This is a genomic window from Rhizobium sp. No.120 (genome assembly GCF_054558365.1).
In genome coordinates, this window is sequence record NZ_BAAJNQ010000001.1 from 808188 (window position 1) to 824465 (window position 16278).

Sequence of the window (16278 nt, forward strand, 5' to 3'; positions counted from 1 at the left end):
TGGACTGATCGGCCTGCAAACTAGGCTGCAGAGGATGCACGTTGTACTCAGTGTCGTACTGACCTCAACGCAATGGTACTTAATCCGATTGATCCCGTCGCGTGCAATTATTAGCCACTAATTGACAAATTTGTAAGTTTACAACAGATTTTCAATCGTGCCTGCGAGCGCATAGCGAAAATATATCCGCGATGTCAAATTCTGTAAACATGGAGGAAAAACTTGTCAAGCGAGAAAATGACCACGTCAGAGGCCGCTCAATATATTCGCAAATCGGTATCGTGGCTCAACAAGACTAGATTGACCGGAACTGGGCCAGTCTACCTGAAAGTCGGCGGGTCGGTCCTTTATGTCAAGGCAGACCTGGATAGTTGGCTATCCGGCATGCGACGGACGGCAGTGTATGACTTCGCCAACGATAATGTCAGGGCGATGGCTCCTACCTAAAATCACCGCGTACAGTTTTTCAACGACCTAGCTCGCCACTTTTCCATATCAACCCACCCTGAATTTCATCGACCGGCCCATCGCCGGCGAAGGAGGACTGATGCGTTCATTCACCCACGAACCCCGCTCGTCCCGTCTCATCAGAGAGCGCATTTCCACGGACACTCTGCTTCCGCGAGTCCTCGGCCATGCGGTCGCCATCGACTTCCTCGACGGCTATGCGGCGGACGCCAGAGTTATCGAAGCCTCGACACTTTTGTTCCCGGAAAAGGTGGCCGGAACTGAGGGCGAAAGGGGCGACCGCCGCCGCTTCGGTTTCGTCCAATATGCTGGGGAGGGTAGGCCGTCACAGACGGGTTTGGTTCGACATGTCGGCGACGCGTTCTTTGCAGATCCGCGGACGGCCGACTTTGTCTGGCAGGCGGTCATCGAGAAAATCGAGAACGATGCTGCCGGCTTGTTCGGCGCCACACGGCTCACCTTTCCTCGATGAAGGTCCGTGACCTCATTCCCGCTGCCAAATCGGGCGGCGGGTCTTTGCGGTTGCTCGCGACATTCGATCTCGAACTCTCAGCTCAGATCCGGCTCTACGGCCTACGCTTGCTGCAAACGCCAGACGGACGCCGCATTGTCTACGCCGCGCAATCGGGCAGTCGGCGGACGGCGACGTTCGATCCGCTCCTGGCAGAACGCATTACCATATTGGCATCCACTACTTACGATGAGGCAACTACCGCCCATGGCTCCGATTCCCAAGCTTAAAGCGGTCGCCGCCGCCGCCACATTTGACGAAGTCGCAATCCGCCAGCACGTTGAAATGCTGCATGGCCTTGCAGTTGGTATCGACGGCCTTCTCGTCACATCCACCTATTTCGCCAATCCTACCGGAGACGGCGATGTGCCAGGCACCGTAACCCATCATGCAGTCGGTGATGTTGACGGCATGGTCGACGCAATCATGGCGCACGCGTCCACCGCCCACGCGAATGTGTTCAGCGGTCTGCAGGTCATGCGGAAGGGTCTGGCGCGTGGCTCGCGCGGCAGAGAAAGCGACATCGTCGCGCTACTTGGTCTCGTTGTTGACCTCGACGCAGATACCGGCAAGACCGGGGAGATGCCAGTTGAACCGAACGTCGTCCTGGAGACGTCGCCGGGCAATTATCAGCCGTTTCTTCTTTTCGATAAGGCGGTTGTCCCAACAGACGGGAAGCCCTTGGCGGCGGCCCTGAAGCGTGCGACCGGCAGCGATCACGGCACCGCGGACATCGCCCATGTCTGGCGCATTCCCGGCACGCTAAACTGGCCGAACAAAAAGAAACTGGAGCGCGGCCGCTCGCCAGATCCTGTCGCCGTCACCGTCAATATGGCTTGGGATGGGAGTTTAACGAGCGTCGACGAACTGCGCACGGTACTCGGTCCGTGGATGAATGCGTCAGCTGGTCACTCTCCGGTGACTATTGGCGAAATCCCATCTGTCGATGGGCTTTCCATCTCCGCCGCGGCCTCCGAGATGCTTGCGGCCAATGACGTTGGTGATAGATCCGCCTGGGCCTCCAAGGTTGTCGAGCAACTTGCGTTCGACGGCCTGACTGCCGAGCAGGCATGCGCTGCGTTTCTTTCCGCCACCGGGGATTGGTTCGAGCGATATTCGTTGAAGGACCCAAATGCCGATTTTGCCAGATTGTGGGCGAAGTTCGGATTGCCTCACATCGAGGCTCGCGCTGCCGGTGCAGAGATCGCCGCGGCACTTGTGGCACGGAACACAGCAAAACGCGCCCCGGTCGCGGCGAACGACAACACGCAAACGCCTGCAAATACCTCGCGGCTTCTGCCGAAGCCTCCCGAGATGCATCCAGATCCGTTCGCGCCGGCCTCCGCGGGCGGTCTCTTGGCTGAGATCTCGACGTGGATCACGTCGACGGCAATTATCCCTGTGCCAGAACCCTCGTTGACGTCGGCTCTCGCGCTCATCGGTGGGATGTTTGGCGATAAGGCTCTTGGGCCAACGCGGAGCGGCCTCAACCTCTTCTTGACCACGGTCATGGGCGTGGCAAGCGGAAAGGGGCATGCGCCAAAGTCCATCGTCGCGCTGGCGGCGGGCGCTGGAAGGCCTGGCGCCGTGACGAACGGTGACCCCACGTCATATGCGGCCATTGAAAGGATGCTGCGCAAGAACAAATCCACTGTTGTGGTCATGGACGAATTCGGCGTAACCCTGCAGGACATTAACGCGAAGCGCACCAATGCAGCGTCAGCATCGATCCGCAAGTTCTTGCTTGCGATCTACGATCAGGCCGACAGCGTGTTCCACGGGCGCCAGTATGCGTCGGATGAGACGAAGAAGGATGATAGTCCTATTGATGGCCCGGCATTGACCGTGCTGGGCATGACTACGCCGGCGACGCTCTACGCCGGGTTGTCCGACGCCTCTCTGAATGACGGTTTTCTCAGTCGCTTCATTTTCATCGAAGGGCAGGGGCCGGCACAGATTAAGCCGCCGTCGCTCAATCGGAAGGCGGTGATGCCATCGGGCTTAGTGGCATCGCTGAAGCAGGCGCAGACTGATTTTCCAGCCCCCAAGGGATTTGGAGCCAAGAAGCTGATGATCCCGTTCGACGGCGGTGAAGATGGGGCAGCCTACAAACTTTGGACAGAGGTCTTTCTCTGGCAGCACGATCCGGCGTGGGGCGAACGAGAGCACCATATAAATGGCCGAGCGGCCGAGAACGTTGTTCGGCTCGCATCCATTCGGGCCGTAAGCCGCGATCCCAGAAACCCATTAGTCACGGAGGACGACGTCGCGTGGGGGTGGGCAATCGTCTATCGCTCGATCCAAATCGTGACCGAGGGTGTCGAGCGCCATATGTCTGGATCTGCCGTCGAGGCCCTCAGGAAAGCTGTGATCCGAGCTCTCGAAGCCGCGCCGGGCAACACCCTTGCATGGAGCCACATCCTGCAGCGGGAAGGCGTGAGTGCCCACGAAGGCGACGAGGTTTCAAAGGCCCTGCAGTGGCTCATCGATACTGGTAAAGTCGAGAGCCTGAAGCCGCAACCGAAGCCAGGCGCGCGCGGATCATTCAAACTTGTGGCAGGTTCACAAGTTGGCTCACAACTTGTGGCGACGGCCGCCTAGAACTTGTGAAACTTTTGGCCGGTTGGAACGCTGTCAAAAGTTAACGCATCAGAAAAATATCAATATAAACAATAATATAAGAGATAAAAATCTCTTCTTTTTTCTTACTTGTGAACTTGTGACGACTTCATTTCACCCCGGTTTTTGGGTGGTTTCCTGTCTGTCCTAAAGAGCTTGCAAAAGTTCACAAGTTCCCAACCGATCTAACCACGGAGGACCACATGACGTACCTTAAACCCGTCTATCACCCGGAACTACAGTGCTCAGTTCTCGGCATAAGCTACGACTTCACGACAAGGCAGGGCATTCTCAATATGGCTGAAACCAATGCCTGCGACATGCCTGGCTGCATAGCCTTCTTTCAACGGATAGATCCCAAAGTACAGGCCATCCGGACGATCGCCGGTGATGTCGATGACACAAGCTATCGGCTCGTCGGTAAGGAATGGAAAGCAAGTCTCCCGCCACGCAGGGGAAATTGAATGCTTCGAACACGACTGCAGAACATCGGCGGCCCGTTTCCCGGCCCGGGATCAGCACCCGAGATGAACCACGATTTCACGTTGCCGCGTGATCAGCGAGCGGCATTTGAAAAGCTCAATGACGCTGCGGCACGACGACCGACGATGACGGATTTCGGATCGCTCTTTCCTGCAAATGACAACGGATCGCCCAAACGGCCCAGCAAAAAGGTTTCCAGGTGAAGGTAAAATTCAAATCGTTCGCTGAGGCGCTTTCTGCCGATCCCGCGCCGGTGGTCGCCGCCAACGATAATAAGCCAGCAAAGCAGCCTCAACCACGCTACCGCGGTACGCTTCCGGCACTCCGTTGGCTATTTGACAATCATCCGGATCTCGCGCCGGCTGTGGCTGCAGCGATGCCGAAATCCGCGAGCAGCTGGGATGCGGAGATCGCGGAAAACCGCCAAGAGATCCGCCCGACAATCGGCGAGCTCATGACCGCCTCCGCCGGTGCCATACCGGTCTTCGACCAAGGCGAGAAAGGTTTCGAGCGCATCACCCTGGGCACGCTCAAGTTTCGCAACGGCGAACTTATGGAATGGGGGAAGACCAAAAAAGGGCACAGACTAAAACCTGTCGATCGGGTGGCGCCAGCACGCGCCGATAAAGCTCAAGCGCGAGACAACGAGCGCTATCTGAAAATCAAGCCGACAACGAGGTCACCATTGGAAGCAATGCCACTGCCAAGGAATGTTTCAAGCCGTCCCGTTCTCCCGCCGATGCTGGACCCACTGCCAGGCCGAGCAGAAGCTCGACGGCTATTGCAAAGTCTCGGCGTCGACGGAAGCGTTCCTTTCGAGCAGCTACCGTTTCCAGCAACCAGGTGTAAGGACGCTGTAGTCAAGGGAGCCGGATTCATTGGTGGCATCTCGAACCTGAAAGGGAATACGTCTGGAGGTGCCCAGGCTTGGGAAGCACCGGAGGTTAGAAAGGGGGAAGCAGCTGCGGTGATCGAGGAAGTTGCCGCTCGGGGCACTCTGAAATCGATCGGCGTGCGACTTGGCTATTCAGAGGATTATGCCGATCGGGCCGGTAAAGCGGCACTTGTAGAAGCGGCGAGGGTGCTCGCCGCAGCTAACGACAACAATAAAATTGCAGAGGATGTGCCCAAACGTGCCGCAGTCTAATGTATCTATATGAGAGGAATTAGGGCCGCCAATTGGCGGCCCTTGCTGTTTGAGGCGCCATCGGTCCGCGGACGTTCATACTCGCGTTGATGTCTGGGTCTGCCTCGATCCGCCTGGGCGATATTTTGGATAGTCATGAACCTTAGTTGTGAAACTATTGAAATATGCCGGGGCGTAGCTATTCGGCTGCTCGGTGCAATGCAGTTTCGAGGCGATTGATACGTCTTTCCATTTGCTGCACCTGTTCTTGAAGTTCAGCGTAATCTGCCTCTTCCTCCGCGCTCGCCTTCCAGTCGTACAGCGCAATGCCGAAGAGAATGATGGTCGAAACGATGGCAGCGGAAATCGACCATAAAATTGAAAGATCAGATACTGTCGGCAGCGAGAAAACTGACGAAGCCATGAGGATAACCAAGGCAATTAACGTCCACGTTTTTCGCCACATAAAGAAGTTTTCTAAATCCTGTCGCATTTGTCTCCCCTTTGATGGCGACGGATTTAGCGTGTTAAAATTGAACAACCGAAAATTTTTGTGATGCAATTCTAAGTAAATAGTATCACCTGGCGCTCCTCCTCGGCGACGGGCGATCCTGCGGCTGCTCCACCGTTATGCGGTGTCGAGCGGCCGCTTTTGGTTTCTGACACAGGAATTCTCCATGTCCAAATTCATCGCTTGGCTGAAAAGCCTGTTCACAAAAGGAAAATCCGACATGACCGATGTTGTTGCACAGGCCGCAGCAGTAACTGCTCCCGTGGTTGCCACCGTTGAATCCGCAGCCACTCATGCCGCCGGCGTTGTCGTGGCAGACGCTGAAAAGCTCGTTGCTGGCGCTGAAGCCGATATCAAGGCTGTTGTCGACGAGTTCGCCAGCGCAGCCGGCAAGATCAAGTCCGTCTATGACAAGCTCGGTATCGATCTGCATGCGTGGGACGAAATCGTGGCGCTCGCAAAGGCGCTGTAAATTTTTATCTGGGTGTAGCGCAGACTGGTAGCGCACGTGATTTGGGATCACGGGGGCGCAGGTTCGAACCCTGTCACCTAGACCAATTTAGCGTGGTGACCTATGGTACCTGCGGGTAGGGCTTACTATATACCCAAGATGCAGACCTATGGGGGTAGGGCTTAGGGTGCTTGGTGTCAACAGGTGGTTGACAAACACTCGTACATACCCCATATCTCAATCATACAGAACCTGGGCAGTTGAGCCGCAAGGCAATAGGGACTGTTGCGCCACGTGAGTGGTCTCTCTGGGAGAGCGTAAGGCGACTAATACTGCAAGGAACACATTGATGTTCCCGATATAGCTCCTACGGGAGCTATTTTCGTTTTATCAGTACCTGCTTACCAGGAACAGGTTTCTCCCCTTTAGCGATGCTGCTCACTAGGTACGAGAAATCGATAGGTGCTGCTATTTCAACCATGTTCGGTTTTTGATATGCGCTTTGTACGCGCATAAAAACGTCGCCTTTTTTCTTATTTCGTGAACGATCCACGGAAAAGAAAACTGCATATGGTGGCGCGTTACCCAACAGATCGTGATTTCGCAATACAAAATAGTTGTATTCTTTACCGACGTAGACGCTTTTGCCCACGAGGCCGCGAATTATATCTGGGAGCTTAATTGACGCTTTGTGGCGGACGACACAAAAGGAGCGCGTTTCTCCTCCATATTCATATTTTCTATCCTGTAGATGCCAGCTTTCGCGCTCTTCAGTAAAGCAATGGTGTCCGAACTGGATATGAACCCGGTAATTCGAGCCTGAATGTTCAACATCTAGGGTGAAGGGATCGAGGTGGCCAAGATCGTAAGTGTTCCCACCGAATGATTTCGATTTGAAAAATGCCAACTCAAACCTCTTTCAGTCGAAGCCGTACGACGACGACGCCAACTATCCTTTAGCTTTTAAATTGAAAAAGCCGCTCACAACTTGCAAACGTATGTTTGCTCTATCTCGCTCGCAGTGTGGCTGCAAACACTAAATATAGTATTAACGTTTACCTATTGGTAACGATTGTGGCGGCCCGAGCATGACAGCACTGGTCAAATTCGACACGTCTGCTTTCGAAAAAGCGGCTCGACGCCTTGAGGCGTCGCCGAAGCAGATGGCGTTCGCGATCAGTAAGACGCTGAACCAGGCAGCGCACGAGACGCGGCGCACGCTCATCTCGCAGACATGGCCGCAACATGTGACGCAGCGCAACAAGGGCTTTATTGGATTCGCCCTTGGTGTCGAGAATTCCAGCCGCACAAACCTCACCGTCAAGATCACCGATGCTCGCGCCAAAGGCCGAGGCAATCTTCTGCTTCATGCGGACGGTGGGCAAAAGCGCACGGAGCGCCATCGCGTTGCTGTGCCGATCGCAGGCCAACGCCTTGGCGCCACTGGTCTTGCCAAGTCTCAACGACCTGCTGCGATCCTTGGCGCGTTCGAGAAGAACGGTGCGATCTTCAAGCCATATGGCAAGAAGTATCCGATCTACGTTTACAAACGTGGAAAGCTCAAGGGAAAAGTCAGTAAGGCTGGCGGCTCGTGGGGCGGTGCGGGGCGCGGCATCAAGCGCATGTTCGTGCTGAAGCCGAGCGTCACCATCAAGCCCGACGTGCCATTCAGGCGCGACTTTCGCGTGAGCATGGAACTGCATTTGCGACGTGCTGGCACATCTGCGATGTCGAATTCCCTGCGCCGATCTATGCGCTAAGCGCATAGCACAAGATGCCATTGCAATGCAATGGGCGCATGGCTTTCCGATCACCTATGCATAAGAAATCCGAAGGTACTTAGATTTCAATAGTTTCTCGCTGATCGCGCCACCGCGTGCTTTCGCTAGGTACAGATATTTTATTGGAGGGGGGCCATCATGTTCAGCCTCCCAGGGCGCGCCAACCATTGCAGTGGAGTGATTGATGAATATTCGAGTTCGCATACTAGACCTGATTGCATCCATGCTTGGTGTGAGCATCCGCATCAATTCGCTACCCTATGGCCGGGCGCTCGACAATTCTGACACAGATCATGGCCAGTGAGAGTCAATCCAAGCTTTTGTCCCACTTAGAGCCCTGGTCCACTCTGGCTCTTTAGTGAATTCTACCAGAACAAGCAGATCATCCTCATGAATAAACTTTTTGAAATGGTTCTTTATTTCGAGCAGCGTATTAGAAGCTTTTAATAGATATACAGACTCCAAGCATTTTACTGCTTTCCGACTTTTGAATTCCTTCCAAAGTGGCTCGTAATCGAACTCCTGCTTTTTGCGAAGGTCGTAACTGATCATAAAAAAGGCCATTCTCAAATCTCCTCAACCATGGGGAGATTTCTGAATATCACAAATTCGCGTCACTGCGCGAGATCAATAATTGCTGTTTCGGCGGAGCTGAAACGATGGCCACCATTGCAGAAGTTGCAGAGCACATCGACGTAAACACGCGCACTGCGGCCGATTTGGTCGCGCGCGGCATCATCACGAAATCGTCGCGCGGCTCTTACGATCTCGACGTGGTGCGGCTCGAATACATTCGCCACATCCGCGAAGTCGCCGCAGGCCGCGAGGCTGCGCAGGCTGTGCCTCCAGGAAAGATCGACGGCGAGCAGGAGCGTGCTCGCAAAGACAAGGAAGCGGCCGACAGGCTTGAACTTCAGAACGCCGTCACGCGCGGCGAGCTAGCGCCGCTGGCTGAAATGGTTTCGGCCGTCACGTCGGCCTTTGCGCGCGTCAGGGCGAAGATTCTGACCATTCCATCGAAGGTCGCGCCACTCGTCGTGGGAGAGACGTCAACGGTCGTTGTTCGCGACGTGGTGAAGAATGAAGTCCACAACGCTCTTGAAGAACTCGCAGGAACGCGCCTCAGAGACTGGACATTCAGCCCACCGGGCGATCCAGAAGAGCTGCTGGACGATCCTGACGCCGCCTCCGGATCTGACGATAAGCGAGTGGGCCGACAAGGAAAGACGCCTAAGCCCAGAAGCGTCGGCCGAACCCGGAAGGTGGGTAACCGCCAGAGCTGAGTATCAGCGCGGCATCATGGATGCCATGGCCGACCCAGAGGTGACAAAAGTCGTCATCTCCAAAGGTTCACAGGTCGGCTACACCGAGATTCTGAACAACACCATTGGCTACTATATCGATCAAGACCCTTCGACGGTCCTGATCATGCAGCCGACACTTGAAATGGCGCAAGCCTGGTCGAAAGACCGACTCGCGCCCATGGTCCGCGACACGCCGGCCTTGACTGCCAAAGTGTCCGATAGCAAAGCGCGCGACAGCGGCAATACGATGTTGCACAAGTCGTTCCCTGGCGGACAGGTGACCATCGTCGGCGCCAACTCGCCGGCAAGCCTTGCGTCTCGACCTATCCGCATTGTGCTCGCCGACGAGGTGGACCGCTATCCTGTCTCTGCCGGCGACGAAGGTGACCCGCTTAAGCTGGCGCAGAAGCGCCAGTTGACGTTCTGGAACCGGAAGACGCTCGTTGGCTCTACCCCTACAATTAAGGGGGAAAGCGTCATCGATCGCGAGTTTCAGAACAGCGACCAGCGACGGTATTTCGTGCCTTGCCCGGATTGCGGGGAAGGGCAGTATCTCAAGTGGTCGCAGGTTCATTGGAACTCGCATGAAGGGCATAAGCCGGAAACTGCGCACTATGTCTGCGAAGGATGCGGTTCGCTTTGGAATGACGCGCAGCGCTGGGCCGCCATCCGGCAGGGTGAGTGGCGCGCGACGGCGGAATTCAAAGGCACAGCCGGATTCCATATTCCCGGCCTGCTGTCACCATGGGTGAAGCTTGAGGAAATCGTCACTGAATTCCTTGAGGCAAAGGATCATCCGGAGCTTCTGAAGGTCTGGACGAATACAGTCCTCGGTGAGACGTGGGAGGAGCGCGGCGAGACCGTGTCGGCCGGCCCGCTGCTTTCGCGCATCGAGACTTACGACAGGAATTCCGTTCCCGACAACGTCCGCGTTGTGACGGCCGGTGTTGACGTTCAGGGCGATCGCCTTGAAGTCCAGACGATCGCATGGAGCGCTGGCGAAGAGGCATGGGTTGCCGATTATCTCGTGCTGCACGGTGATCCGTCGCAGCAGGATACATGGCAGCGCCTGGACGAATACCTTCTGACGCCGTTGACCACAGACGCCGGCCGGTCGATCCGCACGCATTCGGTTGCCATCGATACCGGCGGCCATCATGCGGCAATGGTTTTGGCCTTCTGCAAAAGCAGAAAGGCGCGTCGCGTCTGGCCGATCAAGGGCGCCCCCGGCGCTAAGCCGGTCTGGCCTGTCCGTGCCTCGAAAACCAAGACCAACGAGAACCTGTTCATTGTCGGCGTGGATACCGCGAAGGATGCCATTTACGGCCGCCTGCGCATTCCCGCGTCGGCGCCGGGTTACATCCATTTCCCGCAGGCGGACGCTGTCAACGGCGATTACTTCTTCCAGCTGACCGCGGAGCAGGCCGTCACACGCTATCGCGATGGCAGGCCGTACCGAGTGTGGGTTTGCGGTGCCGGCAAGCGCAACGAGGCGCTCGATACGTTCGTCTATGCCTTTGCCGCTCTGAAGTCTTTGCGCACGCGGCTTGATGTCGTGCGGCGCCCGAAGGCTGAACAGCCGCAGGCGGAAGAACAGCAAGCGCCGGCAAACGACAATGTCGCCCCACCTGCGCCGGCACCTGCAACACCGCCGCCTCAGCGTCCAGCACCAGTGGCCGCGCCGCAGGTAGCGCGAAGTCGCCGCCCGGTTCGTCGCATTAGCCGTTCGAGCTATCTCTAGGATTTTCGATGTCCACATACACACAGGCCCAATACACGGCGCTCTGCGCCGCGATTGCGGCTGGCGCGACGAGCGTCAGCTACCAGGGCAAGTCAGTGCAGTATCGAGACTTGCAGCAAATGCTTGAGCTCAAGGCGCTGATGGAAGCCGACCTGAACGGCACGAAGATCAAGCGACAGTTCCGCCCGATCACATGCAAGCGACTTTGAGGGGCGGCCATTGAGCAAGAAGAAAAAGGAAGCCAAGGCCGCCGCCAAATCAACGAAAGCGGCCAAGGCATACTATACCGGCATGGGTTTTGAGGGCGCGCAAATGCGCCGCCGGCTGTCGAATTGGCAGCCGACTCGCGCCAGCATGACACAGCTGGTGTCTGCAGACGGCGAACAGCTGCGGGCACGGTCGCGCGATCTGTTGCGGAACAATCCTTATGTGGCGTCTGCCGCGGAATCTTTCGTCGCCAATCTCGTAGGCGCCGGCATCAAGCCGTCACCGCTGCTCGATGACGCAGAACTGAAGGATGCGCTGCAGGTGCTGTGGCGAGAATGGACCGACCAGGCGGACTTCACCGGACAGACCGACTTCTATGGCTTGCAGGCGCTCGTCGCCCGCGCACTGTTCGAGGCTGGCGAATGTTTCATTCGCTTCAGATCCGGTAGCAACAATACGCCCGGCGTGCCGCTGCAGCTGCAGCTGCTCGAAAGCGAGATGCTCGCTTACAACAAGAACCACATGGCCGATGATGGCAACCAGATCATCAATGGCATCGAGCTCGATGGCAACGACCGCCGCATCGCCTACTGGTTTTACTCTGTCTATCCCGGCGATCCTTATTACCGCGTTCACCCACTGACTTATGTCAGGGTGCCAGCGGATGAGGTGCTGCATATCTACCGACCTCTGCGGCCTGGCCAGATGCGCGGCGTTCCGTGGATCACGCCCTCGATCGTGAAGCTGTTCCTCGTCGATCAGTATGATGACGCCGAGCTTGAGCGCAAAAAGCTTGCCGCGATGTATGCCGGCTTCGTCACTAGCGCGGCACCCGGCGACATGTTCGATACCGATGACCCAGACGACTTGATGCCAAACGGAGAGCCGGGACCGTTCCCGGTTTTGGAGCCTGGCACAATCCAGAGCCTGCTTCCGGGCGAGGACATCAAGTTCAGCGACCCGGCCGAAGCAGGCAATTCGTATGAGCCGTTCCAGTATAGGAACCTGCTGGCGGCCTCGACTGGCATGGGCGTTCCATACATGTCGACGACCGGCGACAACGCCAAGGCGAACTACTCGTCGTCGCGACAGTCTCTCGTCGAGTTCCGAAACAGGCTGACGCAGCTACAGCATAGCTGCATGGTTTTCCAGATGTGCCGACCCGTTTGGGCGCGGTGGCTGACGGACGCCGTGATTAGCGGTGAGATCGACATTGCGGACTTCCTGGAGAAGCGCCGGAAGTATCTGAAGGTCAAATGGATTCCGCCGCGGTTCGACTGGATCGACCCATTGAGAGACGGCCAAGCAGAAAAGCTGCTCGTCGACAATGGATACAAGGCCAGAAGTGATGTGATCGAGGAGCTCGGTTACGACCCAGAGGAAACCGATCGCCGCATTGCTGCCGACCAGAAGCGCGTTCGCGATCTCGGAATCCTGCTGACCGACAGCCCACTTGGACAGTCCTTGTCCAAGACGCCGCCGGCCGATGACAGCGACCCGGATGCAGCCGAATCCAAACAAGAACAACTTGAAGGGCAGGCTACCAGATGACCCGAAACAAGAGGGTGAGGGCCATGTCGCTGTCACCCGCTGAAATCTGCCTGTTCAGCGGCATCGGCGCCGATGAGACCGGGGAGGGCATCACTGCCCAATGGTTCGACGCTGAATTCAAAGCTCTCGGCAACCCGGCCGAGGTGCTCGTCAGGATCAATTCACCCGGTGGTGACGTGTTCACCGCGGAGGCGATTTTCACGATCCTGTCGATGTCTCAAGCCAAGATCACGGCACGCATTGAGGGATTGGCGGCTAGTGCTGCCACCCTGATTGCGATGGCTGCGGATCGCATCGAGATCGCCAGCAACGGTTTCATGTTGATTCATGAGCCGTACAGCGCCGGTGCAGGCGGGACGGCGGATGAACTCAGGATTGCTTCGGAAGATCTGCAAAGGCTGACCGATCGATACGTTGAGGCATACGCGAACAAAACCGGGCAATCGGAAGAAGATGTGATCGCTCTGATGAAAGAGAACCGTCTTCTGAGCGCCCAGGAAGCCGTTGAATTCGGCCTATGCGACGAGGTCATCGATCCCTCGCAGGCGTCGATCAACCTCAAACTCGTTCCACAACATTTACGTGCCGCAGTTGAAACTGCCATGCATAAAGGAATTGCTATGGCTGTAACGCCAAGAAAGAACAAGACCGAGGCGGCCATCGCCGCCCTGTCGGCAAAGCTTGACGCGCTCGCCGCTATCCTGGCCAAGGCCGAGGATGATGGCTATGCCGAAGATGGCGACGAAAACGACGACAAGCCGTCCGACGCCCGCAAGGCTCGCAAAGCCCGCAAGGCTCGCGCCGATGACGACAACGATCTCAGCGCCGATGACGATGACGACGACATGAAGGCCGACGTCGACGATGACGACGACGACAAGCGCGCCGATGCCGACGAGGACGACGACAAGAACAAGGAAGACGACGAAGAGCCGACCGCCCGCAAGGCGCGCGCTTCGTTCAAGGGTCTTTCCTACGCTCGTCGTGTCGCCGATCTGTGCGCGCTCGCCGGCCGCAACGACCTAACGGCCGGTTTCCTTGCCAAGGCTGCTCCGCTGGCGGATGTCCGCCGTCGTCTTCTCAAGGCGCGCGCCGAAAACGAAGGTCACACGAGCAACGCTAGGGGCGCCGTCGTTCGCACCAAAGCGGAAGATGTCGCCAAGGGCTGGGATGCAGCCGTTGCGAAGCTGCCGAAGATGACCAAGCGCTAAGGAATTTCAAACATGACCACTTTTACGCAGCAGCCATGGAACCTTGAGTTCCTGGTTACCGAAGCGCATGGTTATATCTCGCGCGACGTCATTACCATCGCCTCCGGCGCCGGCGTCATTCAGCCCGGCACTGTTGTCGGCAAGGTCACAGCCACCGGCAAGTACGTGATTTCTGTTCCGGCAGCATCGGACGGCTCGCAGATCGCCGCCGCCATCACCGGCTATCGCGTCGACGCGACGAGCGCCGATCAGCATGTGACTGCCTTCACCCGCACCTGCGAAGTGAACGGCAATCAGCTCACGCGCGATGTGTCGATCGACACTCCGACTGAGATCGCCACACAGAACGCCCAGCTGGCCGCGCTCGGCATTTCCGTCCGCTAAAGGAATATTTGACCTAATGGCAAGCATGGACATTTTTAACAGCGATGCGTTTCACACCGTATCGCTGACCACTGCGCTTGAAAAAATCCCTTACAAGCCGCAGTTCCTGAACGAGCTCAATATCTTCGAGCCCGTTCCGACCAACACGCGAAGCATCGCCATCGAAAAGCGCGACGGCTTCATGCAGCTGATCCCGACGTCGCCGATCGGCTCGCCTCCGACGCAACTCAAGGACGACAAGCGCGATATCCGCAATTTCAGCACCAGGCGCTGGGCGAAGTCGTTCACGCTTTACGCTGAACAGCTCAACGGCATTCGCCAGTTCGGCACTGAAACCGAGCTGATGCAGGTTCAGGCCGAAGCGGCCCGCCGCCTGTCTCGTCTGAAAGACGACTTCGACATCACCGCTGAATATGCCCGCCTCGGCGCCTTGCAGGGCAAGTGGCTAGATTCGGACGGTAGCGTCCTGATCGACTGGTTCGCTGAATGGGGCATCACCCCGAACGCTGACGTTGCGTTCAACTTCTCGAATTCCTCGATCAACGTGAACGATCTCACCAAGAAGATCGCTCGCGGCATGGCGCGCGCATCGAAGGGCGGCTTCACCAGCAGCACGAGCGTGCATGCACTTGTCGGCGATTCCTTCTTCGACGCCCTCGTCAAGCACCCGTCCGTCGAGCTGACCTACCAGAACTGGCAGGCGGCCGAAGGTCTGCGCGCAACGCAGGCAACGGTATTCGATGCCTTCTACTTTGGCGGCATCTACTTCCACAACTACCGCGGTACCGACGACAAGTCGACGATCGCGGTCGGTGACAACTCGGCGATCTTCTTCCCGGTTGGCGTGCGTGACTTGTTCCAGGTCGCCTACGGACCGGCCGAATTCGAACCGTGGATCAACACGTTCGGCCAGGAGCAGTACGCTCTGACGATCCCCGATCGTGACCGCAACGCCTGGACGAAGTTCGAGATCTACAGCTATCCGCTGTTCATCTGCACGCGTCCGGAAGTCCTGTACACGGGCACCGCCAGCTAAGCAGTCAGGCCGCCATGGATTTTGACAACCTTGTTTTGTCGCCATGCATGGCGGCTTTCGGCGTGACTGTAACGGTCACGCCACTCAAATCCCAGCCGAGCGCTACGCCATACACTGCCACCGGCATCTACGATCGCGCCGTGGCAACCGTGATGATGGCGGATGGTTCGGAAATGGCCTCGACGAATGTCACTCTCGGCATTCGATTGAGCGATTTCTCAGTGCCGCCCCGTGAGGGCGACAAGATCGCGCTGAACGGCAAGACCTACAAGGTGGATGCATCCTTTCCGGATGGCCAGGGCGGTGCCGAGCTGAAGCTGAAAGAGATCCGATGACCAATCACACCACGGCCATTAGAGAGGCGATCTATAGTCGCCTTGAGGGTCTGACTGGTTACAAGACGATCCGCAAGCAAGGCACGCCGACGCTTTCAATTGATGACCTGCCGGCGCTGTCGATCTTCATTGCCGACGAACGCCTCGATCCGGATGGCGACGCAAATGCAGGCCCTCCGAAATTCGGTGTCACCGCCACCATCATTGTTGCTGTCTCGCGCGGTTTCGATGATCCATCGGTTACGGATGGCATCATAGACGTCGACATCGATTCCATCGAAAACACGCTAATGACGGACCCTACCTTCGTCGGGTTTGCGGCAGACGAGAGTTTTCGTTTCGAATCCATCAACGGCATCCGCCGGCGCCGCATCTTCGAGAAGGAAGGCGAATCCTACTTCCTTGAGCTGCAGCTTGAATTCCAGTTCTTCTATCGCTGGATCTATGACCCGGTCATTTCTGACAATTTCTCGACACTGAGCGTCACGGCAAAGCCGAACAATGACGATACGGCGGACACGTTCAACAGGACGTGGGCACTACCAGCGTCCTAACGAAA

17 protein-coding genes and 1 tRNA gene are annotated in these 16278 nt (G+C 57.0%); 16 read left to right on the plus strand and 2 right to left on the minus strand.

The genetic code is table 11. From position 1 onward, the window contains the following. Nucleotides 1-547 precede the first annotated feature (547 nt). From ACYJRZ_RS04010 to ACYJRZ_RS04025, 4 genes are all read left to right on the plus strand, one after another. Entirely contained in the window at nucleotides 548-940 is a 393-nt protein-coding gene (locus ACYJRZ_RS04010) for a hypothetical protein (RefSeq protein ID WP_459456302.1), read from the plus strand. A 135-nt stretch (nucleotides 941-1075) separates the two neighbouring features. Next, a complete protein-coding gene (locus ACYJRZ_RS04015; protein ID WP_459456304.1) occupies nucleotides 1076-3580 on the plus strand; it encodes a DUF3987 domain-containing protein in 2505 nt (834 codons plus the stop codon). Nucleotides 3581-3801: 221 nt separating this feature from the next. Then, nucleotides 3802-4062, plus strand: a complete 261-nt coding sequence (locus tag ACYJRZ_RS04020; protein WP_459456306.1) for a hypothetical protein — start codon at nucleotides 3802-3804, stop codon at nucleotides 4060-4062. 218 nt (nucleotides 4063-4280) lie between these two features. Continuing rightward, on the plus strand, nucleotides 4281-5228 hold the full coding sequence (locus ACYJRZ_RS04025; RefSeq protein WP_459456308.1) for a hypothetical protein: 948 nt from the start codon (nucleotides 4281-4283) through the stop codon (nucleotides 5226-5228). A gap of 178 nt (nucleotides 5229-5406) precedes the next feature. On the opposite strand, the gene ACYJRZ_RS04030 is transcribed toward ACYJRZ_RS04025, so the two are convergent. Then, nucleotides 5407-5700 (minus strand): hypothetical protein, encoded by a 294-nt coding sequence (locus ACYJRZ_RS04030; protein ID WP_459456310.1) that lies wholly within the window; start codon nucleotides 5698-5700, stop codon nucleotides 5407-5409. Nucleotides 5701-5884: 184 nt separating this feature from the next. Between ACYJRZ_RS04030 and ACYJRZ_RS04035 the strand changes: the two genes are divergently transcribed. Next, complete coding sequence (locus ACYJRZ_RS04035) at nucleotides 5885-6190, plus strand: hypothetical protein (protein ID WP_459456312.1); 306 nt, start codon at nucleotides 5885-5887, stop codon at nucleotides 6188-6190. An 8-nt stretch (nucleotides 6191-6198) separates the two neighbouring features. Continuing rightward, nucleotides 6199-6275: transfer RNA gene (locus ACYJRZ_RS04040), tRNA-Pro, on the plus strand. Nucleotides 6276-6545: 270 nt separating this feature from the next. Here the strand turns inward: ACYJRZ_RS04040 and ACYJRZ_RS04045 are convergent. Further along, nucleotides 6546-7076, minus strand: coding sequence for a hypothetical protein (locus tag ACYJRZ_RS04045; protein ID WP_459456314.1), 531 nt, complete (start codon nucleotides 7074-7076; stop codon nucleotides 6546-6548). Between the two features lie 181 nt (nucleotides 7077-7257). Here ACYJRZ_RS04045 and ACYJRZ_RS04050 point away from each other — a divergent pair, with 181 nt between their 5' ends. From ACYJRZ_RS04050 to ACYJRZ_RS04095, 10 genes are all read left to right on the plus strand, one after another. Beyond that, complete coding sequence (locus tag ACYJRZ_RS04050; RefSeq protein ID WP_459456316.1) at nucleotides 7258-7929, plus strand: hypothetical protein; 672 nt, start codon at nucleotides 7258-7260, stop codon at nucleotides 7927-7929. Between the two features lie 680 nt (nucleotides 7930-8609). Then, nucleotides 8610-9233, plus strand: a complete 624-nt coding sequence (locus ACYJRZ_RS04055) for a hypothetical protein (RefSeq protein ID WP_459456318.1) — start codon at nucleotides 8610-8612, stop codon at nucleotides 9231-9233. A gap of 16 nt (nucleotides 9234-9249) precedes the next feature. Continuing rightward, nucleotides 9250-10995 carry a phage terminase large subunit family protein gene (locus ACYJRZ_RS04060; protein WP_459456320.1) on the plus strand — a complete coding sequence of 582 codons (1746 nt, stop codon included), beginning with the start codon at nucleotides 9250-9252 and terminating at the stop codon, nucleotides 10993-10995. An 8-nt stretch (nucleotides 10996-11003) separates the two neighbouring features. Next, nucleotides 11004-11204, plus strand: coding sequence for a phage head-tail joining protein (locus ACYJRZ_RS04065; protein ID WP_145631138.1), 201 nt, complete (start codon nucleotides 11004-11006; stop codon nucleotides 11202-11204). A gap of 10 nt (nucleotides 11205-11214) precedes the next feature. Then, nucleotides 11215-12753 carry a phage portal protein gene (locus ACYJRZ_RS04070; protein ID WP_459456322.1) on the plus strand — a complete coding sequence of 513 codons (1539 nt, stop codon included), beginning with the start codon at nucleotides 11215-11217 and terminating at the stop codon, nucleotides 12751-12753. Further along, nucleotides 12750-13964, plus strand: coding sequence for a head maturation protease, ClpP-related (locus ACYJRZ_RS04075; RefSeq protein ID WP_459456324.1), 1215 nt, complete (start codon nucleotides 12750-12752; stop codon nucleotides 13962-13964). The genes ACYJRZ_RS04070 and ACYJRZ_RS04075 overlap by 4 nt, the downstream gene beginning before the upstream one ends. Before the next feature lie 12 nt (nucleotides 13965-13976). Continuing rightward, the gene (locus tag ACYJRZ_RS04080; RefSeq protein ID WP_459456326.1) at nucleotides 13977-14348 is read left to right on the plus strand and encodes a head decoration protein; all 372 of its coding nucleotides are present in this window, start codon (nucleotides 13977-13979) and stop codon (nucleotides 14346-14348) included. Between the two features lie 16 nt (nucleotides 14349-14364). Next, entirely contained in the window at nucleotides 14365-15384 is a 1020-nt protein-coding gene (locus ACYJRZ_RS04085) for a major capsid protein (protein ID WP_459456328.1), read from the plus strand. Between the two features lie 14 nt (nucleotides 15385-15398). Continuing rightward, complete coding sequence (locus ACYJRZ_RS04090) at nucleotides 15399-15719, plus strand: head-tail joining protein (RefSeq protein WP_459456330.1); 321 nt, start codon at nucleotides 15399-15401, stop codon at nucleotides 15717-15719. Beyond that, entirely contained in the window at nucleotides 15716-16273 is a 558-nt protein-coding gene (locus ACYJRZ_RS04095; RefSeq protein WP_459456332.1) for a hypothetical protein, read from the plus strand. Before ACYJRZ_RS04090 ends, ACYJRZ_RS04095 begins: the two co-directional genes overlap by 4 nt. The last annotated feature ends 5 nt before the right edge of the window (nucleotides 16274-16278 follow it).

Coding starts and splice junctions, on each gene's coding strand:
- ACYJRZ_RS04035 (WP_459456312.1), top strand. CDS start 5,885: ATGTCCAAATTCATCGCTTGGCTGAAAAGCCTGTTCACAAAAGGAAAA.
- ACYJRZ_RS04090 (WP_459456330.1), top strand. CDS start 15,399: ATGGATTTTGACAACCTTGTTTTGTCGCCATGCATGGCGGCTTTCGGC.
- ACYJRZ_RS04065 (WP_145631138.1), top strand. CDS start 11,004: ATGTCCACATACACACAGGCCCAATACACGGCGCTCTGCGCCGCGATT.
- ACYJRZ_RS04020 (WP_459456306.1), top strand. CDS start 3,802: ATGACGTACCTTAAACCCGTCTATCACCCGGAACTACAGTGCTCAGTT.
- ACYJRZ_RS04080 (WP_459456326.1), top strand. CDS start 13,977: ATGACCACTTTTACGCAGCAGCCATGGAACCTTGAGTTCCTGGTTACC.
- ACYJRZ_RS04060 (WP_459456320.1), top strand. CDS start 9,250: ATGGATGCCATGGCCGACCCAGAGGTGACAAAAGTCGTCATCTCCAAA.
- ACYJRZ_RS04010 (WP_459456302.1), top strand. CDS start 548: ATGCGTTCATTCACCCACGAACCCCGCTCGTCCCGTCTCATCAGAGAG.
- ACYJRZ_RS04030 (WP_459456310.1), bottom strand. CDS start 5,700: ATGCGACAGGATTTAGAAAACTTCTTTATGTGGCGAAAAACGTGGACG.
- ACYJRZ_RS04095 (WP_459456332.1), top strand. CDS start 15,716: ATGACCAATCACACCACGGCCATTAGAGAGGCGATCTATAGTCGCCTT.
- ACYJRZ_RS04055 (WP_459456318.1), top strand. CDS start 8,610: ATGGCCACCATTGCAGAAGTTGCAGAGCACATCGACGTAAACACGCGC.
- ACYJRZ_RS04085 (WP_459456328.1), top strand. CDS start 14,365: ATGGCAAGCATGGACATTTTTAACAGCGATGCGTTTCACACCGTATCG.
- ACYJRZ_RS04075 (WP_459456324.1), top strand. CDS start 12,750: ATGACCCGAAACAAGAGGGTGAGGGCCATGTCGCTGTCACCCGCTGAA.
- ACYJRZ_RS04050 (WP_459456316.1), top strand. CDS start 7,258: ATGACAGCACTGGTCAAATTCGACACGTCTGCTTTCGAAAAAGCGGCT.